Below are 22,962 nucleotides of genomic sequence, written 5' to 3'. Positions count from 1 at the left end.
GTTTAGACCAACAGCGCGCCCAACCCCACGCAGGCCCCCAGGGTCAGGTGCGTGCGCAAGACCACAAATTCCAGCGGCCATTGGGCAGCGTTCGCATGGCGGCGGTCAAACAGCCACTGGCCGATAAAGCCACCGATCAAAACGACGCTGGCAAAGGGCTGGGCCAGCAGCACCGCAATCCAGGCGATCAACGACGGCACCACCGAGGCGACCAAGCGCTCGCGCTGACCGGCGCTGGCGTGCAGCGCCGAGCCCCACTGGATGCCCCCCAGAAAACTCAAAATAACCGCGCCGTAAACCAGCCCGACGCGATCCACCGGCAACCCAGCCCAATGACCCATTGCCGTGGCCGCAAACGGCGCTAGCCCGGCATAGCCCAATATTCGCAGCCATTTCATGTCCATTTTAGTCTCCAAAATCCAGGGCGTTTTGTGCCGCTGTCGACGTCCTAGGCGATGACCGCGGACGCGGCTGCTTCATGCGACTGCCGTGTGCCGCCAGTACACGCCGCGCCTCGGCGTCGAGGTCGTGTGTTCGGATGTAGTCGCGCATTTTATCACGCGCCACGCGCGCACTTTGAACCGGATCGGCGATCGGTTCGGGGTAGTGCTCTCCGATCCGGGCGCCGCCGGCGCGCTGCAAGTTAGCCGGGGCTTTCCAGGGCTCGTGAATCCAGCTGCTGTTGTAGCCCGCCAGCTCCGGCACCCAGCGCCGAATAAAGTCACCGTCCGGGTCTTGGTCGCGCGACTGTTTGATCGGGTTGTACATGCGATTGACGTTGATCCCGGTGGTACCGGACTGCATTTGGATCTGGGAATAATGGATGCCCGGTTCGTAATCCACGAATCGTTGGGCCAACCGCTGCGCAGCGCCCTGCCACGGCTGCCACAAGTGATAGGCGTTGATCGCAACGATCATGGCGCGCATGCGAAAATTCATCCACCCGGTGGCCGCCAGCGAACGCATGCAGGCATCAACAAAGGGCCAGCCGGTCTCGCCGTCGATCCAGCGCTGCAAAGTCACCGGATCGGCTGGCTCCGTTTTTAAATCGATAAAACCGCGGTGAATCGGCTCGAACTCCATGCGCGGCTCGGACTCGAGCTTTTGCATGAAGTGGCAATGCCAATGCAGTCGCTTGTCCAACGACCGATACGAGCGCGCCCAACTGGCGTCGTCCGCATCGGTCGAGCGCAGCCGTGTCACCGTGGCCCGCAGCGACAACGTGCCCAGGGCCAAATGCGGACTCAACCGCGAACAGGCGCGCCCGGCCGACAGTGGGCTGGACATGGCGCGGGTATAGTCGCGGCCGCGTTCGGCCAAAAAACTGTCCAGCGCGCGCGTGCCCGCCGCACTGCCGCCGCGCTGGACTCGGCACGGCGTGCGCTCGCTCATCGGCAAATCGTCGGGCAGTTGAAACAGCCCGGCGCCCGGACCGCGCAGATCAGCAACCGGCCACTGCGCGGCGGCCATCAATGCCTCCCATTGCGACGCCCAATTGACGCGCTGACCCAGCCCCCGCACGATCCCGTGCTGGCGGTATTGGTGCCACGCCACAGCACGCCCCCGCAGCATCGCGCCGACCCGGCGATCGCGGGCAAAGGTCCAGCCGTTACCGGTTTCTTCGTGGCTGAACACGGCGTCGACATCAAAGCGCTCGACCAGGTCTTGGATCACGCTGACGGCGTCGCCCACACACACCCATAGCGGCTGACCGCGCCGCGCCAGTTGTTCAGCCAAGTCGCGCAGCGAATCGAGCAAAAACCGATACTGGCGCTCGGACGTGTCTGCCAACAGCCAATACTCGGGCTCGATCACGTACAGCGGCAACACCGGCCCGGCGCTGGCCCGCGCCAACGGCTCGTGATCGACACAGCGCAGATCGCGTTTAAACCAGACCAGATTCACGCGTCGATAACCGAGTTCCAGCGCGGCGGATGGATGATTGGGCGAGGGCCGCCGTCGCGCCAAGGCCAGTGCACACACCCCGGGTCAATGCCTGCCAATCCCGGCACCCAGTGGCGCACGTAGTCGCCGCGCCGGTCGTAACGCGTGCCTTGTAACAGCACATTAAACCAGCGGTCATCGCGCGGATCGGCGCCGGTACCGGCGACATAGGCCCAGTTGCCCCAGTTACTGGCGACGTCGTAGTCGATCAGGTGTGTCTCGAAATAATCCGCGCCCAAACGCCAGTCAACGCCCAGGTCTTTACTCAGGAAACTGGCGACGTTTTGACGACCACGGTTGCTCATGTACCCGGTGGCATTGAGTTCACGCATGTTGGCATCGATCATGGGCACACCGGTGTCGCCGGCACACCAGCGCGCAAAATCACGCGGCGCCGGGGCCAGCTCGCGTCGACCGAACAGGGCCGGGCTTTGCTCGGGCAACCACCACTGGAAAAACTCGCGCCACAACAGCTCAAACTGGATCCAGTAGGTGCTGTCGTTTTTAGTCACTTGCTGTTCGTACTGGGTTACCCGGTGCCAGATACGCCGGGGCGATAGGCTGCCCTGGGCCAACCAGGGGCTGAACTTGGTTGAGCCTTCGCAGCCGTGCATAGCGTTGCGGGTTTGCTTGTAGTGCGCAGGTCGTGTGCCGCTGAAATACTTTGCCAACTCGGCCTGGGCGGCGTCTTCGCCGCCGCGGTAATCGCGGTAGGCTCGTGGGTCGTGAGCGACGACCGGCAGCGGCGGTAACTCGCCCGGTGCCAAGCGCACAGGAATCGCGGGCAACCGCGCTGGCGCATCCACCGGCGCGTCGACCCGAAGCTGTTTTTCGACCACTTTGCGAAAGCGCGTAAACGGCTCGGGCGTCGCTGAAAACGGCAAATCATCAGCGCCATACAACGTCCGGGCATCGAAATAGACCAGCCCGGGTATTTGCGCATCCTGGTGCAATTCGTCGACGCCGGAGGGGCGAGCACAGGCGACCCCACAACCCAACTCAGCCGCCAAGGCAGTCAACACCTCGACCCGGTCACCGAAACGAATCAGCACATCCGAACCGCGCGCACGCAGCCCCGCACGTAAAGCCGCCACCGCCTGCAACAAAAAGCGCTGGCGCCGCGGCGACATCGGCGCGCTCGGCATCACCCAAACCGGCACCACATTATCCAGCCACAGGCCGGGGTTATCATCGATGCGTAACAGGTCGCGGCAATCTAAAATCATTCGGCACTCCGGCGGCAACGTTGTGAGCAGTAAATAACCTGGGGCCAATCGCGCGCCCATTTTTTTCGCCAACTGAAGGGGCGCTTACAGACCACGCAGTCCTTGGTCGGCAAATTCGCCTTGGCCACCCCTTTCGGCATTCAGATCAGCTCCAGCGGCTGGACGTCGTCATCCGCCCCGTCCAAGCGCGCCAGAAACGCATTGGCCTGGGCCAACAGGGCGTCTTTTTTGGTCGGGTCCATTTTGGCCCAGGTTCTAAACATCATCGCCATGCGCGGGTGCTTGGCGAAGCGGTCTTGGTGGCGGTCCATAAAGTGCCAGTACAGGCTGTTCATCGGACAGGCATCCGGGCCGATGTCTTTTTTCGGATTGAAGCGACAGTGCTGACAATAATCACCCTGACGCGAAATGTACTTGCCACTGGCCGCGTAGGGCTTGGACCCGAGGTAACCGCCGTCAGCATGGCTGACCATGCCCAGTACATTGGGCAGCTCGACCCATTCGAAGGCATCCGCATAGACTTCGAGATACCACTGGCCCAGTGCTTTCGGATCGACGCCGATGAGCAGCGCAAAGTTACCCGTCACCATCAAGCGCAAGATGTGATGGCTCCAGGCCTCCTCGCGGGTCAACCGCACCGCTTGGCGCAGGCAGTTCATATCGGTCTTGGAATCGTCCCAATAAAAATCAGGCAAGGCCCGGTGCGCATCCAAGCCGTTCATCTCGGCATAGTCGGGCATGGTTAACCAATAAATGCCGCGCACGTATTCGCGCCAACCAATGATCTGGCGGATAAAGCCCTCGACGGAATTCAGCTTGGCCAAGCCCGCGTGATACGCAGCTTCCGCGCGACGGCACAGATCCAAGGGATCGAGCAGTCCAATGTTGATATAAACACTTAGGACGCTGTGGAACAGCCAGTCATCGTTTTGGCGCATGGCGTCCTGAAAATCGCCATAGTCAGCCAACTGAGTGTCCAAAAAGTGCACGAATGCGGCTTCGGCGTGCTCGTGCGTGACGCCAAACCAGAACGGACGCAGCTCGCCAAAGTGATGGCCGAAATGTGCCTCGACCAGGTCCAACACCTCGGCGGTGATGGCATCCGGCTGAAACCGCATCGGACCCTCCGTGGGCGCGCCGGTGTAGGCTTTGCGGTTATCCGCATCGAAGTTCCACTGGCCGCCGAAGGGTTGGTCACCGTCCATCAGCAGGCCAGTCGCGCGGCGCTGGTCGCGGTAGAAATACTCCATCCGCACTTGTTTACGGCCCCGGGCCCACTGCTTAAAGTCGTCCAAGTTGGCAATAAAACGGGTGTCGTCCAAAATCCGCACGCCAAAATCGACCTGCCATTGGCGCATGATTTGATCCAGCCGGTATTCGCCACACTGGGTCACTTGAATACGCTCAAAATCCGACGCATGGCGCGCCAACACCGCGCTCAAATCCGCCGGACCGGCCGGATCGTAGGCGTAGTAGATCACGTCAAAACCACGCCGGCGTAAGCGCTCGGCAAAATGGCGCATGGCGGCAAAGATCAGGGCTATTTTTTTCGGGTGGTGACGGACGTACGTGGCCTCGGCGGCAACTTCGGCCATCAGCACCGTCGTCGCCGACGGATCAAGCCCGTCGAGACTGGACAGGTGATCGGACAGTTGATCACCCAAAACTAAGACTAGCGTTGTTCGCACGGTTGACTCCGACCCGCGCATCCTCGCGCTCTAGTGCCGACCCTGGCGTGCTAATTATGCCGCACTGGGCTGGAAAAGTTTAGCCGACACCCCATCTTTAGGTCATGAAACGAACCTTGTTGGCCTTGTCGGCCGTGCTCACAACCTCCGCTTATGCCTGTGCGCCGCTATTGGACGTCCAGGCGCGGCGTTTGGCGTCGGACGAAACCGTCACCCTGTGCCAAGCCTACCCAGAACAGGTGGTACTGATCGTCAATACCGCCAGCAAATGCGGCTTCACACCGCAGTTCGATGGCCTCGAAGCGCTGTACCGGCGCTTTGGCGATCAAGGCTTTGTGGTCCTGGGCTTTCCCAGCGAAGACTTTGGCCGCCAGGAATATGCCCAAGAGGATGACTCGCTGGAATTTTGTCGCCTGACCTATGGCGTTGAGTTCCCTATGTTCGAGCACACCCACGCCGCCCAAGGCAAAGCCGGCCCGCTGTATCAGGGGCTGGCCGACGCCGCCGGACGCTACCCCCAATGGAACTTTCACAAATACCTGCTCGGTCGTGACGGCCAACTGATCAGTGACTTCCCAAGCCAATGGGCACCCGAAGACCCGCGTTTAATCGAGGCGATTAAGGCGGCCCTGTGACCACCTCGATACTGACACCGCTATACCACGCCCAGCGCCATCTGCCGGCGCTGGTTGAGTGCGTGATGGCGCAAACCGACGCGGATTGGCAGTGGGTCGTGGTGATCGACGACGACGGCGACTACGCCCTGCCCGACGACCCCAGAATTTGCGCAGTCCACGCTGGCCTTGGCAGCGGCCCCAACCGGGCCCGCAATGTGGGCTTAGTGCACTGCCGCGGCGACGTCATCGTGGCGCTGGACGGCGATGACTGGATGGCGCCGACACGTATTGAAAAATTGGCACCGCTGGCGCGCCGCTATGGCGTGGCTGGCGACAGTGAGGTCACCGTTAACGGCGACACCGGCGCATTGGAGCGTGTGGTGTTCGAACCGGCCGACGGCCTGCGTCATTTGAGCCCACAACAATACCTGGATCTGAACGCGACCATTCATTTGGCGTTCGACCGGCGCGTCATCACGCGCTGGCCCGAAACGGTGGCGCTGGCTGGGGACACGGTGTTTAACCTGGATGCGATCGAACGCGCCGGCGGCCTGGTGATCCACCCGCACCGCTTGTTTCACTACCGCACCCACGTGGACAGTCACTGCCACCAACACGGCAGCATCGACAAGGCCGAACGCGGCTACCTTGAGATACTGCGCCTAATTGACGCAGGCGTGGTCGCCCGTGATCCAGCCTTGGGCCGCCACGCGACCGAACTGTTTACCGCCAAGCGCGCCACCAACCGGGCCTATGGCGAATATTGCCAGCGCCATGGCGCGACATCCTTTGATGCTTATTTGGAGATTATTCGTTGAAACACGCTTTTGTAACTGGGGTCGGACGCCGACTGGGATTTGCTATCTGCCAACGCCTATTGGATCAAGGCTGGCAGGTCAGCGGTCACTACCGCACACCATCCGATGCCACCACGACCTTGGCTGGGCGCGGGGCGACGCTGTATCAGGCGGATTTGGAAGACGCCGACGCGGTGATCGCCATGGTCACGACGCTGCAGAGCAGTGCGCGCTTGGACCTGATTGTCCATAACGCCAGTTGCTTCACACCCGAGCCGGACGATTTAGCCGCCAAAGCGCGCTGGAGCGACGCCTGTCACCGTGTCCACGTGCAAGCGCCGATGCTGATTAACGAAGGTTTGGGGGCGCTGTTACAGGCCAGCGACGGCGACCCAAATGTGGTTCACATCACCGACATCTTTGCCGAACGGCCGGACCCCCAATACCGCACCTACACCGCCGCCAAAGCGGGCCTGGACAACTTAGCCCTAAGTTATGCCAAGCACTGGGCGCCCAAGGTGCGCGTCAACCGGATTCAGCCCGGCCCGATTTTGTTCTTGCCCGAACACAGCGAGGCACACAAAAAACGCGTACTCGCCAACACGCTGTTACAACGTGAAGGTGGACTGGATCCCGTTTTGGACGCTATCTGGTTGTTGATTGACAACGCGTACCTGACCGGTGCCGTGATCAAAGTAGACGGTGGCCGATTTCTGGCCCAATAAGCCGTCGCCGACCCGAACCGACCAGCGCGGATTAGACAAACCGCCGGCTTCAGACGCCAGCATCTGATCTAAATACGGCGTCGACTCGGTCACCCGTAAGGCGTCCAAGGTCGCCGCGCGGGCCAAAATATCAATGTCCATCGGGCGCGCCCGGGTTTTACTGTCCGGGTGCGCACGGTCCCGTCCCAGGGCAATTTCCAGTCCTGATAGGCGCTGTTTTAGAGCCGAATCGTCCAGCTCGGATTGAAAGCGAACCAGCCCATTTAAGAAGGCGTGGTCGCCATCGACATCAACCGCATCCGTTTCAATCAGCGGTGATACCTTCACCTGACCGAACCACTGGGCCATGGTGCCCAGTGTTTTCGCGGTGTTGGCAATCGGGTCCAGGTTGCTGCCCAATGAGCACAGTGTCCACATCTTGTCTCTCCAGGGTTGCCCGTCATGGACGCCTAGAGCGCCACGGTCTCTCCTTGTTCCGCGAGGCCCATAAAGGACGCGTTAACCGCATCCCGTACCGAAGCTACGTCATCCTCGTAGCTCATTAATTTCATTCGTTGTCGCACCGACACCGGGTACGCCGCCAACAACTGCGACAGCGTTGCGTGGACCGGGTTGGCTTCGTGCATCGTAAAATCGTGCAAAATCATCGCCGGCTGATAGCGCTGAACCACCGCCGGCAGCGGCCGGGTGTCGCCCGAGTACATCAGATGGCCGTTAATCATCACCCCAAAGCAGGCTTTGCCAGGGGTGTGATCCGCGGCAAACAATTGGAAATCGACCGCACCGACGCTGAACACCGCGTCGTCGTCCAACCAGTCCACATCAAAGTAGGTCGCAAGCGAACATTCGCCCTCGCCTATCCGACCCATGCTGCCTTTGAGGCTTTGATCCCACAGCTCGGTTTCCAGCGATCGATGCGCAATTAAGCGCGGCCGAGGCAGCCCCGCGAACAAGCGCTCTGAACCGATCCGCTCCAGCCCGTAAATGTGATCGGCGTGGCAATGGGTCACAAACACCGCATCAATATCGCGACAGCTCAGACCGACCCGGTCCAAGGCCCGGCCGATAGTATGCCCGGCGTCGATCAGCATGCGTCCGTCGCCCGTCGTGATTAGGGCATTGGTGTTGAAATGACGAATCGAATCGGCGCTACCCACACCCAACAGGGTCAGTTCAGGCACGCTGAGCCACCACCAGGTAGTTCATCAGGCTGTGCCAAGACTGTTTGACGGTTTTGGTGAACGGGTTATAGAACACCCCGGCTTGGATAAAGTCGTCAAACCCATCGCGGGCCAACAATTGCTTCAATTCCCGCGGCTTGACCAACTTTGAGTATTGGTGGGTGCCTTTGGGCAAGATATCCAACAGGTTTTCAGCCGCCCAAATGGTCGTCAGCCCGGCTATGGGGTTGCGGTTAATGGTGGCAATGACTTGGTGGCCCCGCGAACGCGTCAGCTTGGCACAGGCACTCAAAAACGCCGACAAATCCGACACGTGTTCGACTACTTCCAAATTCAACACCAAGTCATACGGGACCGGATTGGCGTCCAAGTGCGCTTCGACCGTGCAGCAGAAGTAGGTCACGTCGACACCACTGTGCTGGGCATGGTGACGGGCGACCTCGATGGATCGCGCGGTCACATCCAAACCGACCACGGTGGCCCCGGCACGGGCCATGGCCTCACTGGCCAAGCCGCCACCACAGCCAACATCTAATACACGCCTGCCCTTTAACGGCAACTCACCGCCGCCGCCAATACGATCCAGCAACCACGCACAGCGAAATTCGTTCAACCGGTGCAGCGGCATAAATGGACCGTCCGGGTCCCACCACGCATCCGCCCACTGCTCAAATTGACGCTGGTCAATTGCATCGACCGTCTTTGGCATGGTTCAGTAACCCGCCAGGCGCATAAATTCGCTGCGCGTGGCCGACGACTCGCGGAACTGGCCGGTCATCACGCTGGTCGTCATGGAGCTGTTTTGCTTTTCAACGCCGCGCATCATCATGCACATGTGCTTGGATTCGACGATGACGCCAACACCGCGCGCCCCCGTCACTTCCTCGACACAATTGGCGATTTGCTTGGTCAGGTTTTCCTGGATTTGCAGGCGCCGCGCAAACATGTCGACGATGCGCGCGAACTTGGATAGCCCCAGCACCTTGCCGTCCGGCAAATAGCCGATGTGGCACTTGCCGACAAAGGGCAGCATGTGGTGTTCGCACATGGAGTACAGCTCAATATCGCGGACCACGACCATCTCGTCGTTATCGCTTGAAAAGACCGCATCGTTGATTAACGACTGGATGTCTTGGCGATAGCCTTGGGTCAGGAACTGCATGGCCTTAGCGGCGCGCTTGGGCGTGTCGACCAAGCCTTCACGGTCCGGGTCCTCGCCAAGCTGGCCCAACAACTGCCGGTACAAGCCGGACATTTCATCAATCATGAAAACTCCTCGGTTTTCGATAAGTTAATGCCTGTCCCTGGCGTAGCGTTCAAGGCTACGCCATCGGGCTGGGCAAACAAGGCCCAATTGGCAGAAAAGTGTTTAAACAGGGTCCTATTTTCGGCCCATCAAGGCCCCGATCGGGTGACGCAGGCGCGCGAACAGCCGATACCACAGCTCGCCCAGCGGTCGCACCCAAGGGTGCCCTGCAACGCGGGCTAAACGCACGCGGCCCGTGGCATGCCACATTTTCAGGTTGGCCTCGTAGCCTTGGAAAACCTGACCGTCTTGATCGATCCAATGCAACCAATAGCGCGCGCTGACCAGATCCACGCCCAATGCCGCCGGATCGAACCCAGGGGCACTGACGTCGACGAAATCGATGGCCGCGCCGTCGCGTTTTAGTTGGTTAATTTCGATATTGCACAACGGGCATCCGCCGTCGTGAAAGACCGTGCCGCGCGTTTCAGTCATCCGCCGGTTTCAACACCATCGAGGCCGAATTCATGCAATAGCGCTTGCCAGTCGGCGCCGGACCGTCATCGAACACGTGCCCCAAATGGGCATCGCAGCGGGCACACAAAATCTCCGTGCGTGCGCGCATGAACAAACTGCGGTCGGCTTTCTCGCGGACGCTGGTCGCGGTAATGGGCTGGAAGTAGCTAGGCCAACCCGTGCCCGAATCAAATTTGTGTGCGGCGTCATACAAGGGCTCGTCACAGCATACGCAGTGGTATACGCCGGGCTCTTTGCAATCGTTGTAAGCGTTATTAAACGGCTTTTCCGTGCCGGCCTTTTGAGTCACCCGAAATTGCTCAGGCGTCAAACGCGCTCTTAATTCGTCTTTACTGGGTAGGGTCATAAGCTCTCCTGTGGTTCTAATGGTATGGGCACAAATTCAGGCTTCAAGCGCATTGAAAAGATCGGCCTAACCCCCGATATTGCACTCATCGATCGGAGACACGACATGTTACGCATTGGACTATTCTTACTGACCAACCTAGCGGTGATTTTGATCGCCTCAATCACCCTGTCCTTGTTTGGATTTCAGGGCTACCTGGACGCCAGCGGCAGCGACCTGAACCTGTCGTCGTTACTGGTGTTTTGCTTTGTGTTCGGCATGGCCGGCTCGCTGGTCAGCCTGGCGCTGTCGAAAACTATGGCCCGGCGCAGCACCGGCACCCGCGTTATCACCCAGCCGCAAAATGCCAGCGAACAGTGGTTAGTTGACACCGTTAACGAGCTGTCCGACAAAGCCGGCATCGGCCGTCCGGACATTGGCATATTTGACAGCCCGGTCAGTAACGCCTTTGCCACCGGCTGGAACAAGAACAGCGCCTTGGTCGCCGTCAGCACCGGTTTGCTGCAACGATTTTCCAAAGGCGAAGCACGCGCGGTGTTGGCCCATGAGATCGGTCACGTCGCCAACGGTGACATGGTCACGCTGGCGTTGGTTCAAGGCGTTGTGAACACCTTCGTGATGTTCTTTGCGCGCATCATCGGCCACACCGTCGATCGGGTCATTCTGAAAAACGAACGCGGCCATGGCATTGGTTTCTACATTGCGACCTTTGTCGCCGAAATGGTGTTGGGCATCCTGGCCAGCGCACTTGTGTTTTGGTTCAGCCGCCGGCGTGAATTCAAAGCCGACGAGGCCGGCGCCACCTTGGCCAACAAAGGCGACATGATCGGTGCACTGCAACGGTTGCGTGCCGAACAAGGGTTGCCCAGTGACATGCCCGACACCTTGACCGCGTTTGGCATTCGCACCGGTGCCAGCAAATTCGGCAAGCTGTTCACCACGCACCCGCCGCTTGAGGACCGCATTCGCGCCCTCCAAGCCCGGCGCTAGTTAGCCCGCGAGGCCGGCCAACCCTTTGGCCAAATCCGCGGTCAAATCGGCCGCCGATTCAAGGCCGACCGATACTCGAATCAAGCCCGACTCAATTCCCGCGGCCTGGCGCTGCGCCTCGGTCAGGCGCCCGTGCGTGGTCGTACTGGGGTGGGTAATGGTCGTTCGGGTATCGCCCAAATTACCGGTCAGCGACACCAATTCGGTGGCATCGATAACGGACCAGGCACCGGCCTGACCACCCTCGACTTCAAAGCTAAGGACGGCGCCAAATCCGCTTTGTTGAGCCTTCGCCAACGCATATCCCGGGTGCGATGCTAATCCGGCGTAGTAGACCTGTTTGACACGCGGCTGGGTGGTCAACCAAGTCGCCACCGCCATCGCCGTTTCACTTTGGGCACGCAGCCGAATATCCAGCGTTTCCAATCCTTTTAAGAACACCCAGGCGTTGAACGCGCTCATGGTCGGACCGCCGGAACGCATAAACAAATAGACCGGTTCCAAATCGGCGTGGCTGCCGACCAAGGCACCCCCTACGGCACGGCCCTGGCCGTCCAAGAACTTGGTCGCGCTGTGGCTAACAATGTCGGCCCCCAGTTCCAATGGGCGTTGCAACGCGGGCGTGCAAAAGCAGTTGTCGACCACAAGTTTTGCGCCCTTGGCATGGGCGATGTCGGCGACCGCCCGAATATCGACAATTTCGCAGCGCGGATTGGTCGGCGTTTCGAGGTACGCAATTTTGGTGCGCCCGTCGATCGCCGCGCGCCACGCATCCAAGTCGAATGGGTCGACCGTGACCACCTCAACACCGAATTTGCCAAAGTACTTGCTCCACAAATTCAGCGTGCTGCCGAATACCGCCTGTGAACAGACGACCTTGTCGCCGGCCTGTAACAGCGCCATACCCAGCGCCAAGGTCGCGGCCATACCGCTGGCAGTGGCGATACAGCGCTCGCCCCCTTCCAGCATCGCCAGGCGCTGCTCGAACGCTTGCACGGTCGGGTTATCAAAGCGGCTGTAGACGTTGTCGCCCGAGTCATCAACAAAGGCCGCCTTGGCGGCTTCGGCGTTAGGAAAACAAAACGACGAGGTCATGAACATGGCTTCGGCGTGCTCGGCCTCGTCACTGCGTCGATGGCCACCGCGCACGGCTTGGGTACGGAAATCGCCGGCCGCCGTGGCCGCTTGCTGGGCCTGATCGCGATCGCTCATACGCCGTTCCTGATCGCCAGTTGCTCTTCCCCCTCGTCATCCGACGACTGTTTAGCCGAGTCGTTGCGCCGTGCGTCCAGTTGCGCCAAGTAGTCCAGGTCGATCCCCGGCGTCACGTAGTGACCGTCAAACACGCTGGCATCGAAGCCTTTGATGTCACGGCGGCATTCCAGCACCGAATCTTTCAAGTCATCCAGAGTCTGGTAGACCAGACCATCGGCGCCCAGTTGTTCTGCAATTTCAGCCGTCGTGCGATCGTGCGCAATCAGCTCCGAGCGGCTGGGCATATCGATGCCGTAAACATTGGGGAAGCGAACCGGCGGCGCGGCGCTGGCGAAATACACCTTACGGGCGCCGTTTTCACGCGCCAGCTCGACAATTTGACGTGACGTCGTGCCGCGTACAATCGAGTCGTCGACCAGCAACACGTTACGGCCTTCAAATTCGTGGCGGACCGGGTTGAGTTTTTGGCGAACCGATTTTTTACGCTCGGTCTGGCCCGGCATGATAAAGGTGCGACCAATGTAGCGGTTTTTGACGAACCCTTCGCGGTAGTCGATACCCATGGTGCGAGCGGTTTCCAAGGCAATCGGACGCGAGGTATCGGGAATCGGAATGACAACGTCGATTTGATCGGCGTCGGGTAACTGTTCCAAGATAGTCTTGGCCAATTTACGGCCCATGTTCAACCGCGCGTCGTAAACCGAAATGCCATCAATCACAGAGTCCGGCCGTGATAGGTAAACGAATTCGAACAAGCAGGGCGTAAGCTCGGCATCAACCGCGCACACTCGCGTGTGCAACTGGCCGGTTTTATCGACCAGCAAGGCCTCACCCGGCTCCAAGTCACGGATCAATTCGAATCCGGCAGTCGACAATGCGACCGACTCACTGGCCACCATGTAGTCCGTTCCGCCCTCGACTTCGCGCTTGCCGTACACCAGCGGACGAATGCCGTTGGGATCGCGAAACGCCAACATGCCGTGGCCACTGACCAGTGCGACCACTGCATAGGCACCCTTGCAACGGCGATGCACTTCCGTCACGGCTTCAAAAAAGTCGTCCGGTTCCGGAATCAGCTTGCCCGCCCCTTGGAGGTGGTGCGCCAGCACGTTCAACAGCGCTTCGGAATCCGACGAGGTGTTGATGTGGCGCAAATCCGAACGGTACAGGTCGTCGAGCAATTCAACCGTGTTGGTCAGGTTGCCGTTGTGGGCCAACGAAATGCCGTAGGGCGAGTTGACGTAAAACGGCTGGGCTTCGGCGCTGGAAGCGCTGCCGGCAGTCGGGTAACGGCAATGACCGATGCCAATGTTACCGGTCAGGTTGCGCATGTGACGGGTCCGGAACACGTCCCGGACCAAGCCGTTGTCTTTGCGTAAATGCAGATGGCCGTCGTTGTCTTCAGTCATGATGCCGGCGGCGTCCTGACCTCGGTGTTGCAACACGGTTAGTGCGTCGTACAGCGCTTGGTTGACGGCTTCAACTCCGTACATACCGACGATGCCACACATGCTTAGTTCTCCTTAACTGGGGATTCGAGTGGGGCACCATGCCATAGCTTGGCAACCGACCACTCGGCGACTTCAATAAATTGCGGGACCAGCTGTGACTTCACAAACCACTCCGCGCTTCGAAAGGGACTTAAATTCACTAACCCGACCGCCAGGGTCACAATCAAGGCGCCCCGAGCGACACCGAACACCACGCCCAGCAAACGATCGGTCCAGGTCAGACCGGTCGCCTGGACGAGCGCTGCCAATGCAAAGCGCACCGCCGCGCCCAAAATCAGGATGGCGATAAAGACTGATGCGAAGCCGGCAATGGTGATGTAGAACGGGTTCTCAATCAGGCCATCGAACAGCACTTCGGCTTTCGGCCCCAAGGCACGACTGCCAAAAAACGCCGCCACCCAGATGCCCAGCGACATGGCTTCTTTGATCAGGCCTTTGGCCAACGACATCAACGCGCTGACACCGATCAGGGCGGCAAACGCCCAATCGAGCAGGGTAAATTCAGTCAAGGTCATGGTTTGATCCGTACCACACGTCCGTTCAGGTCAAATTCGCGTTTCAACTGGCTTTGCAGTCCATCCGCGTCAGCACGATTACGCACCGGCCCGACCAGCACCCGGTGAAATCCGGATTTTGGTTCCAGCCGCACACCCTCCCAATCCGCCGCGATCAATCGATCAGCCAGGCGTTGGGCGTTGTCTGCATTTTTAAAGCTGCCGACCTGCAATCCCCAAGCATCCGGCATTGGCCCGGCCACCGGCGCGCTCGGGTTTAATAGGTCCTGGGCGCTGCGCAATGCAGCCTCGGTCGCCTCGGGCATCGGTGTCGGCGACACCGGCGAGCCAACAAAGGGCGCCGCCGGCACGTCTTCAATCGCGACCGAGCGCGGATCAAACGCCGCCGTGTCCGGATCCAGCGCCCAGGGCACGACAATAATTAACAACGACAGCACCACAATCGCACCGATCACACGGTGGCGAACTTGGGCAGCTGACAACATTTGTTCAGCACTCATACCAATTCCTCGGCGTCCATAACATCCGCCAACAACATAAACGAGCCGACCACCAACAATCGGTCACCCGGGCGCGAACGGTTCACAGCGGTCGACACCGCGGTGCTGGGACTCGGGAAATACATGGCATTGGGCAACACCTCAGCGCGGATCTTAGCCGCATCCCAGTTGCGCGCCGACGCCAAATCGCACAGGTACCATTCGCTGATTTCAGAGCCGATGGTGGCGATGAATTCAGCATGGTCTTTGTCACGGGCCATGGCGATGACGCAGCGCGTAACGCCGTCACAACCCTGCTGGCGCAACATGTCGCGCAAAGATGCACCCGCCGCCGGATTATGGGCGACGTCAAACACCACGGTTACGTCATTGGCGATCGGGTGGGTTTGGAAGCGACCGGGAATCGATAGCGCGGCCATCCCGTCGCGAATTTGGGCATCGTCAATCGCCAGGTCCAGCAACAACAGTGCCTGCACCGCCGCGCCCAAGCTGTCGATATTGAGGTAACGAAAGGCAATCCCATCAATCAGATGAAAACGACCATCTCCGCCCTCGCCCTGCCAGGTCCAGCCGGTCGGGCGACCGCGCTGCGTTTCAGTGTAGGCTTCGTAGCCGCGGCCATTTTGGTAGACCCGGCAACCGAGCTGGCGCGCATGTTTCGCGATCACCGGCGGGACTCTGGTTGCCCCCACCACCAGTGGCTTTGCGGCGCGCGCAATGCCGACTTTTTCAGTCGCCACCGCGTGCAACGAATCGCCCAGCCAGTCTTGGTGGTCCAGCCCGATGCTGGTAATCACAGCGACGTCACTGTCGATGATATTGACCGCATCCAAGCGCCCGCCCAAGCCCACTTCCAATACCCAGACATCCAGCTCGGCCGCCGTGAAAATCACGAACGCCGCCAGTGTCGTGAATTCAAAATAGGTCAGTGCGATGTCACCGCGCGCCGCCTCGACGGCTTCGAAGGCGCCAGTCAACTGATCGGGCAATGCGATCAAACCGTCGATCCGAATGCGCTCGCCGAATTGCATCAAATGCGGCGAGCTGTAAAGCCCGGTGCGATAGCCCGCCGCGCCCAACACTGACGCCGCAGCAAAGGCACAGGTGCCCTTGCCGTTGGTGCCGGTGATGGTCAACACCTTGGCGTTAATGGGGCCGTCATGCAGTCGAGCCCAGACCGCAGCGACGCGCTCCAGGCCCATTTCAATATGATCGGGATTAAGCGACTCCAGGTGCTCAATCCACTGGTTAAGGCCCCGCGGCATCGGTGTCTAGCTCTCGACCGGGTCGGCGTCATCGCCCGCGGCCGGCGTCGCCTCGTTGGGCAGTGCCGGTGCGTGGGTCATGCTGGCCAATAGCCGATACAGCGTATCGCGCATGTCGTTGCGACGAACAATCATGTCTACCGTGCCATGCTCCAACAGGAACTCTGCGCGCTGGAAGCCCTCTGGCAGTTTTTCACGCACGGTTTGCTCGATTACGCGCGGTCCGGCAAAACCAATCAGTGCTTTGGGTTCGGCAATATTCAAGTCACCTAACATTGCCAGCGAGGCCGTGACCCCCCCAAAGACCGGATCCGTCAGCACAGATACGAAGGGGATGCCGGCTTCTTTGAGTCGCTCGATCGCCAAACTGGTGCGGGTCATCTGCATCAACGAAAACAGCGCCTCTTGCATACGTGCGCCGCCGCTGGCTGCGAAACAAATCAGAGGCTCTCCATTGGCCAACGAGCGTTCGGCACTGGCGACAAATTTTTGCCCGACCGCGCGCCCCATGGACCCACCCATAAAGGCAAACTCGAACGCGCAGGCATTGACCGGCATACCTTTGAGCAGCCCCGACATGGCGATCATGACGTCTTCTTCGCCGGTCGCTTTTTGGGCCCCGCTAAGGCGGTCCTTGTAGCGCTTCGAATCCTTGAACTTGAGGATATCGTCGGTTTCCAGATCCGGCGTCAGCTCGGTCCAGCTGTCGGCGTCTAAAAACGCTTCGAGGCGTTTGCGTGCGCCAATGCGCAGGTGGTGATCGCATTTCGGGCAAACGTTCAGATTGCGCTGCAACTCGGGGTCATACAGCACCTGTTCGCAGGCCGGACACTTAGTCCACAGCCCCTCGGGCACACCGCCGCGCTTAACTTTGCTTTGAATGGCCGGCAATACCCGGTCTAACCAACTGCTCATACGGCTTCATCCATGGCGTAACGAATTTCAGCAATGATGGCGCCAATTGCGCCAGGAATTTGCTCCGGTGTGTCGGCGAGCGACTGCATGGTTGATACCAGGCGCGAGCCGATGATAACGCCATCGGAACAGTCACCAATGGCGCGCGCTTGCTCGCCGGTTTTGATACCAAAGCCAACAATCACGGGCACATCGGTCAAGGTTCGAATGTGGGCGACCCGTTCGGCGACTTCGTCCACGTTCAAGGCGCCACTGCCGGTGATGCCCTTGAGAGACACGTAATACAGATAGCCCTGCGTCGCCTGGGCGATGCTGGCCAAGCGTTCATCAACCGTGGTCGGCGCGGCTAAAAAGACTGTGTCCAAGCCCAAACGATCGCAGTGCTCGGCGACCAATTCGCGCTCTTCGGGGGGCATATCGACCAACAACAAACCGTCGACACCCGCGTCATGCGCGGCCTGGCAAAATAGCGGGTAGCCCATCCGTTCGACCGGATTGAGGTAGCCCATCAACACGATCGGCGTGGCGTCGTCGTCTTTACGAAACTCAGCCACGATATTCAAAATAGTGGTTACGTTAGTGCCCGCGCGTAACGCCCGCTCGCCGGCCAACTGAATAGTCGGCCCATCCGCAAAGGGGTCGCTGAACGGCATACCCAATTCAATCACGTTAGCACCTGCCCGGACCATGCTGTGCAATAGCTCGACCGTGACCGCGGGGGTCGGATCACCGCCCATCACGTAAGGAATTAGGGCTTTTCGACCTTCGGCGCGCAAAGCGCTGAGGCATCCAGAAATACGACTCAAAGGTGTCTCCTAAAAACTGATGCCGTCAATTTCGGCCATGGTCAAAATGTCTTTGTCGCCACGTCCGGACATGTTCACCACCAGGTGTTGATCCGGCCGCATGGTCTTTGCCAGGCGCTTGGCGTAGGACAGCGCGTGCGCGGTTTCCAGCGCCGGCATGATGCCCTCACGCCGAGTCACTTCGCGGAACGCGTCCAAGGCCGGTTCGTCATCCTCGGCCACATATTCGGCCCGGCCAGTGTCTTTGAGCCACGCATGCTCGGGCCCGACGCCTGGGTAGTCCAGGCCGGCGCTGACCGAGTGGGTGTCGGCGATCTGGCCGTTTTCATCTTCCATAATGTAGGTGCGGTTACCGTGCAATACGCCCGGCTGGCCGGCGCTCAAGGGTGCGGCGTGCTCGCCGGTCAAAACACCGTGACCGCCAGCTTCGACACCGATCAGGCGCACCTGGGTGTCTTCGATAAACGGGTAGAACATGCCAATCGCGTTGCTGCCGCCGCCGACACAAGCAATCACCGCATCCGGCAGGCGACCCATTTTTTCAAGGCTCTGCGCACGCGTTTCACGGCCCATGATCGATTGAAAGTCACGCACCAACATCGGATACGGGTGCGGTCCAGCCGCGGTACCCAAGATGTAAAAGGTGTTGTCGACGTTGGCCACCCAGTCGCGCATGGCTTCGTTGAGGGCGTCTTTGAGTGTTTTGGTGCCGCTTTCGACCGGCACCACGGTGGCACCCAGCAATTTCATGCGGTACACGTTCAAGGCCTGACGCTTGACGTCTTTGGCCCCCATGTAGACGACGCATTCCAGTCCCAAGCGCGCGCACACGGTGGCCGTGGCAACACCATGCTGTCCGGCGCCGGTTTCGGCGATGACACGCGGCTTGCCCGAATACTTGGCCAGCAGGGCCTGGCCGATGGTGTTGTTGATCTTGTGCGCGCCCGTGTGGTTCAGATCTTCGCGCTTGAACCAAATTTGGGCGCCACCGATTTCGGCTGACCAGCGCTCGGCGTGGTACAGCGGGCTGGGACGGCCAACAAAATCTTGCAGGTCCTTGTCGATTTCAGCCTGAAACGACGGCTCGTTTTTCAGCCGGGCATAGTCCGCTGTCAAACCGTCGAGGGCATGGGTCAGCGTTTCAGAAACAAAGCGACCGCCATAGGGCCCAAAGTGGCCATCGGCGTCTGGCAATGCACTGAGTGCTTGTGCCTGTTCAGGAGTTAGGATGCTGGTCATTACGTACCTCTTGCATAAATGCCTGGACCTTTTGGATGTCCTTGATGCCAGGCGCGGATTCCACACCCCCGCTTACGTCCACTGCGTAGGGTTGTGTTTGCGCGATCGCTGCGCGCACGTTACTGACGTCTAAACCGCCAGCCAAAATCAATTTCCAGTCGCGGGTGCTGGGGACCTGGTCCCAGTTAAACCGGGTGCCGGTGCCACCGGGCACGCCTTTAACAAAGGCATCCAGTAACACGCCATTGCTGACGGCACGCCACGGCCGGGTGATGGCGTCAACGTCATCACCCGCGCGCACACGCAAGGCCTTGTACCAAGGCCGATTCGCGCCCATGCACTGGGCAACGGTTTCGCTGCCGTGGAACTGGATCCAGTCCAATCCGACCGCATCGGCAATCGCGTTGACCTCGTCAATCGGTGTATTCACAAACAACCCGATGGTCGACACATAGGGGCCGACGGCGCGCTGGATCTGGACGGCCTGATCGGGCGTAACCGCGCGCGGGCTGGGCGGATAAAATACCAGCCCCAAGGCGTCAACACCGGCGTCCACCAGGGGATCGACCTGGTGTGGCTGTGTAATACCGCAGACTTTAACCCGGACCATCACCGCTTCCACGCCAAAACCGAGATGATAACGGAAACGCCGGCTAAAAAGCAGGCCAAACTCGGTTCTCGGGGCGAACAATTCCAACACTCAGCGGCGGAAATCTGAGGGTTTCGGGCAATACCACGCTGGGCTCGTATCCGACCCCGACCAAGTGCAAGCCGTTGGCCGCCGCGGTGACCCCGGCCAGGGCCCGATCTTTGGCCTGCAAAACATCGCCCAGCCACTCCACTGTGCGATCGCCCTTCCCCACTGCCAGCAAGCTGCCAGCGATGTTGCGCACCATGTGGTGCAGGAAGGCGTTGGCCTGAACATCAATCACAATCAGCGATCCCAGCTGATACAGGCGCACAAAGTGCATGTCGCGAACTGGATTCGGGGCTTGGCATGCGCTCGAACGCAACGACGTAAAGTCATGCACCCCCTCGAGCACACGTGCCGCGCGTGCCATCGCCGACAGGTCGAGCCGATTATGAACGTGGGTTAGGTGCTGGCTGGCAATCGCCGGCCGAGTCGTGCTGTTTTGAAACACATAGTGATAGCGGCGCCAGCGCGCACTGAAACGGGCACTGAAGTCATCCGCAACCGGTACCGCCCAGATGAAGCTGATGTCATCGGGCAAATGGGTGTTGCCACCCAACGCCCAAGCCCGCGCCGGACGCTCGACGTCGGTGTCAAAATGGACGACCTGGACGGTCGCATGTACTCCGGTATCCGTGCGCCCAGCACACACCACCTCGATCGGGCGGTCGGCGATTTTACTGAGCGCACGCTCGACCCATGGCTGGACCGACTTACCTTCGATTTCTTGCGTTTGCCAGCCGTAGTAATTACTACCCTGGTACTCGATGCAGGCTGCCCATCTGGTCATTATTGGTCGCGCAACGCCTCATTTAACTTGCTGCGCAGCACCTGTGCGCGCTCCATCGCCGTAGCATTACCGCTGGCTTCGACCTCGACCAGCAGCTCGTCCGCCTCGTCATGCAGGTTCATTTCGATGTAGGTTGAAATCAGGTCCAAACGCGCAGCGTACTTACCACCCTCGTCCGGCGGCGACAGGTAGTCCAAACCATCGTTGAGTTCCGGCTCTACTTCCGGCTCTACTTCCGGCTCTACTTCCGGCTCTACTTCCGGCTCTACTTCCGGCTCTACTTCCGGCTCTACTTCCGGCTCTACTTCCGGCTCTACTTCCGGCTCTACTTCCGGCTCGGCTTCCGGCTCGGCTTCCGGCTCGGCTTCCGGCTCTGGCACCACACCCATGGCGGACGCTAATTCTGCATCAAAGGCATCCTCGACCGAGGCTTCAATCGCCGCGTCGAGTTCATCAATGACCGGCGGGTTGACTTCTTGCGACGCCAACACGGCATCGTCGGCCAACACCGCACCGACGTTTTCGTCCACCGACGCCCGAGGATCGGGCTGGTTCTCGCCCAACTCTTCGGCCAATGCGGCGGTGAATTCGTCGTCGGACATCTCCACGTCCAACTCCGCGTCAGGCTCAATCTCAGGCTCAATCTCAGGCTCAACCTCAGGCTCAACCTCAGGCTCAACCTCAGGCTCAACCTCAGGCTCAGGCTCAACCTCGGGTTCAGCTTCAGGCTCAACTTCAGGCTCAGGCTCAGACTCGGGCGCCGGCTCGGGTTCAGACGGCCCATTAATCGCCGACGCCAACATGTTGTCGACCTCATTCATATCAATCGGCGGCTCGGCCTCGGCGACTGCCTCCGTCGACGCGGTCTCACTCGCTTCAAGCGCCGCCAACGCCTCGGCGGCGGTCGGTTTACGCGTGCGACGTCCCAACAGCCACGCAATTACCGTGGTCAAGAAAAAGAACCCCGCCACACCCCAGGCAACCCAGGCGTTCAGCAGCAACGCCAAGGGACCTTGCGGCTCGGCCGGCATCTCGGTCTGGCCCGGCTCACTGTCAGCCGCCATCACCACCGGCTCGGCCGCCGAGGCCGCCGCCAACACCAGCGCATCCAGTGCCATGCGCGCTTCGCGCAGCTCAAAAGTTTGAGCACTCATTTGGCGCTCGATGTCCAGCATGCCGGCTTCAGCGATTTCAATTTCGCCCAGCGCAGTCGCCAACTCTTTGGCTAGGCGATCGCGGGTTTGGCGGGTGCGATCCAGCTCGGCCTGCAGTGTCGACAGCTGCTCGCGGTAGTCATCGCGCACGACCTCGACATCGACCAAGGCCTCTCGCGATTCGGTAACCTGGCGCTCCAATCGGTCATATTCGCTGCGGCGCAAGGTAATGGTCGGGTCGCTGAAGTCACGATTGTCCGGCGCCACGGTGCTCGCGGCTGAGGGCTCCCGGGCGACCGGCGCTTGCGGCGGCGCAGACGGCTCCGACGCCGTCGGCAAATTCGCCAAAACAGGCGGGGTCACCGAGTTGGGCTGGACCCACAGGGCGTGCTGGGACTCTACAATCGAATCCGCCGAGGCCGCAGGCAGCTGCAAATAACCGGCGGTGGTCGGCAAGCGCAACTGCGCGGCCGGATCCAATCCATTGATATTGCCGCGTTCAAAGGCGGTGGGGTTGGCTCGCAGCAGGCCCAACATGGCCTGATCGACGGTCACGCCGTTCGGCAAAATATCATTGGCCACGCGCCACAAGGTGCGCCCGCCGACCTCGATCACGGTCTCGGACAGCTCAATATCCACGGGGCCGGTTGGCGCCGGCGCACTCGTCCGCGGCGGTTCGAACAATACCGAATAGCCTTTCAGCACCCGCCCATTGGGCGAATACAGTTCTAGCAGGAATTCAATCGCGGGTTCTTGGATCGGCTGTTCGGTCGATATGCGGACCTGTGCGACGCCGTTGCCGGGTTCGAGTTCGAACGCCAGGTTCGACAGTACGCCCAAGCGTGGAACGCCCAAACGCTCGAAATCCGGCTGACTGGCCAGCCCTGGCAACAGCTCGTCCAGCGACACGCCGCCCAGGTCAGTGACCGAGACTTGGGCACGAAAGGGTTCGCCGGGCTGGGACACCACCTGAATGGGTCCCAGTTCAATAGCGTTGGCGCTGCCGACAACGGCAACCAATAGACTGGCAAGAAATCGCATGGTCGGTCCTTTACAACAGGGAA

The 22,962-nt window shown here is 60.2% G+C and carries 26 protein-coding genes; 4 read left to right on the top strand and 22 right to left on the bottom strand.

The genetic code is table 11. The features are described 5' to 3' along the window. Positions 1–2: 2 nt before the first annotated feature. From GH975_RS03910 to GH975_RS03890, 5 genes are read right to left on the bottom strand one after another with little or no spacing between them, the layout of a single operon-like run. Positions 3–404, bottom strand: coding sequence for a DUF3429 domain-containing protein (locus GH975_RS03910; protein WP_153713264.1), 402 nt, complete (start codon positions 402–404; stop codon positions 3–5). Position 405: 1 nt separating this feature from the next. Next, the gene (locus GH975_RS03905) at positions 406–1,905 is read right to left on the bottom strand and encodes an FAD-binding domain-containing protein (RefSeq protein WP_211365837.1); all 1,500 of its coding nucleotides are present in this window, start codon (positions 1,903–1,905) and stop codon (positions 406–408) included. Beyond that, positions 1,902–3,170 carry a DASH family cryptochrome gene (locus GH975_RS03900; protein ID WP_170272528.1) on the bottom strand — a complete coding sequence of 423 codons (1,269 nt, stop codon included), beginning with the start codon at positions 3,168–3,170 and terminating at the stop codon, positions 1,902–1,904. The genes GH975_RS03905 and GH975_RS03900 overlap by 4 nt, the downstream gene beginning before the upstream one ends. Next, positions 3,167–3,310 carry a DUF2256 domain-containing protein gene (locus GH975_RS03895; protein ID WP_153713262.1) on the bottom strand — a complete coding sequence of 48 codons (144 nt, stop codon included), beginning with the start codon at positions 3,308–3,310 and terminating at the stop codon, positions 3,167–3,169. Before GH975_RS03895 ends, GH975_RS03900 begins: the two co-directional genes overlap by 4 nt. Then, positions 3,311–4,858 carry a cryptochrome/photolyase family protein gene (locus GH975_RS03890; RefSeq protein ID WP_246164758.1) on the bottom strand — a complete coding sequence of 516 codons (1,548 nt, stop codon included), beginning with the start codon at positions 4,856–4,858 and terminating at the stop codon, positions 3,311–3,313. It lies immediately after the preceding gene. A gap of 104 nt (positions 4,859–4,962) precedes the next feature. On the opposite strand from GH975_RS03890, the gene GH975_RS03885 reads away from it, so the two are divergent. From GH975_RS03885 to GH975_RS03875, 3 genes are read left to right on the top strand one after another with little or no spacing between them, the layout of a single operon-like run. Continuing rightward, positions 4,963–5,493: a glutathione peroxidase gene (locus GH975_RS03885; protein ID WP_153713260.1), complete on the top strand. Its 531-nt coding sequence runs from the start codon at positions 4,963–4,965 to the stop codon at positions 5,491–5,493. Then, the gene (locus GH975_RS03880) at positions 5,490–6,293 is read left to right on the top strand and encodes a glycosyltransferase family 2 protein (RefSeq protein WP_153713259.1); all 804 of its coding nucleotides are present in this window, start codon (positions 5,490–5,492) and stop codon (positions 6,291–6,293) included. The genes GH975_RS03885 and GH975_RS03880 overlap by 4 nt, the downstream gene beginning before the upstream one ends. Continuing rightward, complete coding sequence (locus GH975_RS03875) at positions 6,290–6,997, top strand: SDR family oxidoreductase (protein ID WP_153713258.1); 708 nt, start codon at positions 6,290–6,292, stop codon at positions 6,995–6,997. The genes GH975_RS03880 and GH975_RS03875 overlap by 4 nt, the downstream gene beginning before the upstream one ends. Here GH975_RS03875 and GH975_RS03870 read toward each other — a convergent pair. The 6 genes from GH975_RS03870 to msrB all read right to left on the bottom strand — a co-directional run bounded on the left by GH975_RS03870 (position 6,881) and on the right by msrB (position 10,307). After that, the gene (locus GH975_RS03870; RefSeq protein WP_153713257.1) at positions 6,881–7,414 is read right to left on the bottom strand and encodes a 2-amino-4-hydroxy-6-hydroxymethyldihydropteridine diphosphokinase; all 534 of its coding nucleotides are present in this window, start codon (positions 7,412–7,414) and stop codon (positions 6,881–6,883) included. The genes GH975_RS03875 and GH975_RS03870 overlap by 117 nt on opposite strands. A 32-nt stretch (positions 7,415–7,446) precedes the next feature. Further along, positions 7,447–8,178, bottom strand: a complete 732-nt coding sequence (locus tag GH975_RS03865; RefSeq protein ID WP_153713256.1) for an MBL fold metallo-hydrolase — start codon at positions 8,176–8,178, stop codon at positions 7,447–7,449. Next, positions 8,171–8,887: a bifunctional 2-polyprenyl-6-hydroxyphenol methylase/3-demethylubiquinol 3-O-methyltransferase UbiG gene (gene ubiG / locus GH975_RS03860; RefSeq protein WP_153713255.1), complete on the bottom strand. Its 717-nt coding sequence runs from the start codon at positions 8,885–8,887 to the stop codon at positions 8,171–8,173. Before ubiG ends, GH975_RS03865 begins: the two co-directional genes overlap by 8 nt. 3 nt (positions 8,888–8,890) lie before the next feature. After that, positions 8,891–9,445, bottom strand: coding sequence for a GTP cyclohydrolase I FolE (gene folE / locus GH975_RS03855; RefSeq protein WP_153713254.1), 555 nt, complete (start codon positions 9,443–9,445; stop codon positions 8,891–8,893). A gap of 114 nt (positions 9,446–9,559) precedes the next feature. Then, positions 9,560–9,919, bottom strand: coding sequence for a thiol-disulfide oxidoreductase DCC family protein (locus tag GH975_RS03850; RefSeq protein WP_153713253.1), 360 nt, complete (start codon positions 9,917–9,919; stop codon positions 9,560–9,562). After that, entirely contained in the window at positions 9,912–10,307 is a 396-nt protein-coding gene (gene msrB, locus GH975_RS03845; RefSeq protein ID WP_153713252.1) for a peptide-methionine (R)-S-oxide reductase MsrB, read from the bottom strand. The genes GH975_RS03850 and msrB overlap by 8 nt, the downstream gene beginning before the upstream one ends. A gap of 105 nt (positions 10,308–10,412) precedes the next feature. Between msrB and htpX the strand changes: the two genes are divergently transcribed. Next, complete coding sequence (gene htpX, locus GH975_RS03840; RefSeq protein ID WP_153713251.1) at positions 10,413–11,297, top strand: protease HtpX; 885 nt, start codon at positions 10,413–10,415, stop codon at positions 11,295–11,297. Here htpX and GH975_RS03835 read toward each other — a convergent pair whose 3' ends face one another. The 11 genes from GH975_RS03835 to GH975_RS03785 are packed head-to-tail and all read right to left on the bottom strand — an operon-like array spanning position 11,298 to position 22,939. After that, positions 11,298–12,509 carry an O-succinylhomoserine sulfhydrylase gene (locus GH975_RS03835; protein WP_153713250.1) on the bottom strand — a complete coding sequence of 404 codons (1,212 nt, stop codon included), beginning with the start codon at positions 12,507–12,509 and terminating at the stop codon, positions 11,298–11,300. Next, the gene (purF, locus tag GH975_RS03830) at positions 12,506–14,023 is read right to left on the bottom strand and encodes an amidophosphoribosyltransferase (protein ID WP_153713249.1); all 1,518 of its coding nucleotides are present in this window, start codon (positions 14,021–14,023) and stop codon (positions 12,506–12,508) included. The genes GH975_RS03835 and purF overlap by 4 nt, the downstream gene beginning before the upstream one ends. Positions 14,024–14,025: 2 nt before the next feature. Beyond that, positions 14,026–14,538, bottom strand: coding sequence for a CvpA family protein (locus GH975_RS03825; RefSeq protein ID WP_153713248.1), 513 nt, complete (start codon positions 14,536–14,538; stop codon positions 14,026–14,028). Continuing rightward, complete coding sequence (locus GH975_RS03820) at positions 14,535–15,038, bottom strand: SPOR domain-containing protein (RefSeq protein ID WP_153713247.1); 504 nt, start codon at positions 15,036–15,038, stop codon at positions 14,535–14,537. Before GH975_RS03820 ends, GH975_RS03825 begins: the two co-directional genes overlap by 4 nt. Continuing rightward, positions 15,035–16,303, bottom strand: coding sequence for a bifunctional folylpolyglutamate synthase/dihydrofolate synthase (locus GH975_RS03815; protein ID WP_153713246.1), 1,269 nt, complete (start codon positions 16,301–16,303; stop codon positions 15,035–15,037). The genes GH975_RS03820 and GH975_RS03815 overlap by 4 nt, the downstream gene beginning before the upstream one ends. 6 nt (positions 16,304–16,309) lie before the next feature. Next, positions 16,310–17,218: an acetyl-CoA carboxylase, carboxyltransferase subunit beta gene (gene accD / locus GH975_RS03810; RefSeq protein ID WP_153713245.1), complete on the bottom strand. Its 909-nt coding sequence runs from the start codon at positions 17,216–17,218 to the stop codon at positions 16,310–16,312. Then, complete coding sequence (gene trpA, locus GH975_RS03805) at positions 17,215–18,024, bottom strand: tryptophan synthase subunit alpha (RefSeq protein ID WP_153713244.1); 810 nt, start codon at positions 18,022–18,024, stop codon at positions 17,215–17,217. Before trpA ends, accD begins: the two co-directional genes overlap by 4 nt. 9 nt (positions 18,025–18,033) lie before the next feature. Beyond that, positions 18,034–19,263, bottom strand: a complete 1,230-nt coding sequence (gene trpB / locus GH975_RS03800) for a tryptophan synthase subunit beta (protein ID WP_153713243.1) — start codon at positions 19,261–19,263, stop codon at positions 18,034–18,036. Further along, entirely contained in the window at positions 19,241–19,873 is a 633-nt protein-coding gene (locus GH975_RS03795; protein WP_153713242.1) for a phosphoribosylanthranilate isomerase, read from the bottom strand. Before GH975_RS03795 ends, trpB begins: the two co-directional genes overlap by 23 nt. A gap of 43 nt (positions 19,874–19,916) precedes the next feature. Further along, positions 19,917–20,744: a tRNA pseudouridine(38-40) synthase TruA gene (gene truA / locus GH975_RS03790; protein WP_153713241.1), complete on the bottom strand. Its 828-nt coding sequence runs from the start codon at positions 20,742–20,744 to the stop codon at positions 19,917–19,919. Next, the gene (locus GH975_RS03785; RefSeq protein ID WP_153713240.1) at positions 20,744–22,939 is read right to left on the bottom strand and encodes a FimV/HubP family polar landmark protein; all 2,196 of its coding nucleotides are present in this window, start codon (positions 22,937–22,939) and stop codon (positions 20,744–20,746) included. The genes truA and GH975_RS03785 overlap by 1 nt, the downstream gene beginning before the upstream one ends. Between the last annotated feature and the right edge of the window lie 23 nt (positions 22,940–22,962).

It is taken from the genome of Litorivicinus lipolyticus (assembly GCF_009650135.1).
Lineage (GTDB): Bacteria > Pseudomonadota > Gammaproteobacteria > Pseudomonadales > Litorivicinaceae > Litorivicinus > Litorivicinus lipolyticus.
The sequence above is the reverse complement of the archived record's forward strand: the minus strand, read 5'-3'. Positions and strand labels throughout refer to the sequence as shown.

What these genes read in the sequence shown, in the direction of transcription:
- msrB (WP_153713252.1), bottom strand. Translation starts at nt 10,307, where the DNA reads ATGACCCTACCCAGTAAAGACGAATTAAGAGCGCGTTTGACGCCTGAG.
- GH975_RS03795 (WP_153713242.1), bottom strand. Translation starts at nt 19,873, where the DNA reads ATGGTCCGGGTTAAAGTCTGCGGTATTACACAGCCACACCAGGTCGAT.
- truA (WP_153713241.1), bottom strand. Translation starts at nt 20,744, where the DNA reads ATGACCAGATGGGCAGCCTGCATCGAGTACCAGGGTAGTAATTACTAC.
- GH975_RS03885 (WP_153713260.1), top strand. Translation starts at nt 4,963, where the DNA reads ATGAAACGAACCTTGTTGGCCTTGTCGGCCGTGCTCACAACCTCCGCT.
- trpB (WP_153713243.1), bottom strand. Translation starts at nt 19,263, where the DNA reads ATGACCAGCATCCTAACTCCTGAACAGGCACAAGCACTCAGTGCATTG.
- purF (WP_153713249.1), bottom strand. Translation starts at nt 14,023, where the DNA reads ATGTGTGGCATCGTCGGTATGTACGGAGTTGAAGCCGTCAACCAAGCG.
- GH975_RS03900 (WP_170272528.1), bottom strand. Translation starts at nt 3,170, where the DNA reads ATGATTTTAGATTGCCGCGACCTGTTACGCATCGATGATAACCCCGGC.
- GH975_RS03820 (WP_153713247.1), bottom strand. Translation starts at nt 15,038, where the DNA reads ATGAGTGCTGAACAAATGTTGTCAGCTGCCCAAGTTCGCCACCGTGTG.
- htpX (WP_153713251.1), top strand. Translation starts at nt 10,413, where the DNA reads ATGTTACGCATTGGACTATTCTTACTGACCAACCTAGCGGTGATTTTG.
- GH975_RS03835 (WP_153713250.1), bottom strand. Translation starts at nt 12,509, where the DNA reads ATGAGCGATCGCGATCAGGCCCAGCAAGCGGCCACGGCGGCCGGCGAT.
- ubiG (WP_153713255.1), bottom strand. Translation starts at nt 8,887, where the DNA reads ATGCCAAAGACGGTCGATGCAATTGACCAGCGTCAATTTGAGCAGTGG.
- GH975_RS03815 (WP_153713246.1), bottom strand. Translation starts at nt 16,303, where the DNA reads ATGCCGCGGGGCCTTAACCAGTGGATTGAGCACCTGGAGTCGCTTAAT.
- GH975_RS03870 (WP_153713257.1), bottom strand. Translation starts at nt 7,414, where the DNA reads ATGTGGACACTGTGCTCATTGGGCAGCAACCTGGACCCGATTGCCAAC.
- accD (WP_153713245.1), bottom strand. Translation starts at nt 17,218, where the DNA reads ATGAGCAGTTGGTTAGACCGGGTATTGCCGGCCATTCAAAGCAAAGTT.
- GH975_RS03910 (WP_153713264.1), bottom strand. Translation starts at nt 404, where the DNA reads ATGGACATGAAATGGCTGCGAATATTGGGCTATGCCGGGCTAGCGCCG.
- GH975_RS03825 (WP_153713248.1), bottom strand. Translation starts at nt 14,538, where the DNA reads ATGACCTTGACTGAATTTACCCTGCTCGATTGGGCGTTTGCCGCCCTG.
- GH975_RS03895 (WP_153713262.1), bottom strand. Translation starts at nt 3,310, where the DNA reads ATGCCGAAAGGGGTGGCCAAGGCGAATTTGCCGACCAAGGACTGCGTG.
- folE (WP_153713254.1), bottom strand. Translation starts at nt 9,445, where the DNA reads ATGATTGATGAAATGTCCGGCTTGTACCGGCAGTTGTTGGGCCAGCTT.
- GH975_RS03785 (WP_153713240.1), bottom strand. Translation starts at nt 22,939, where the DNA reads ATGCGATTTCTTGCCAGTCTATTGGTTGCCGTTGTCGGCAGCGCCAAC.
- GH975_RS03850 (WP_153713253.1), bottom strand. Translation starts at nt 9,919, where the DNA reads ATGACTGAAACGCGCGGCACGGTCTTTCACGACGGCGGATGCCCGTTG.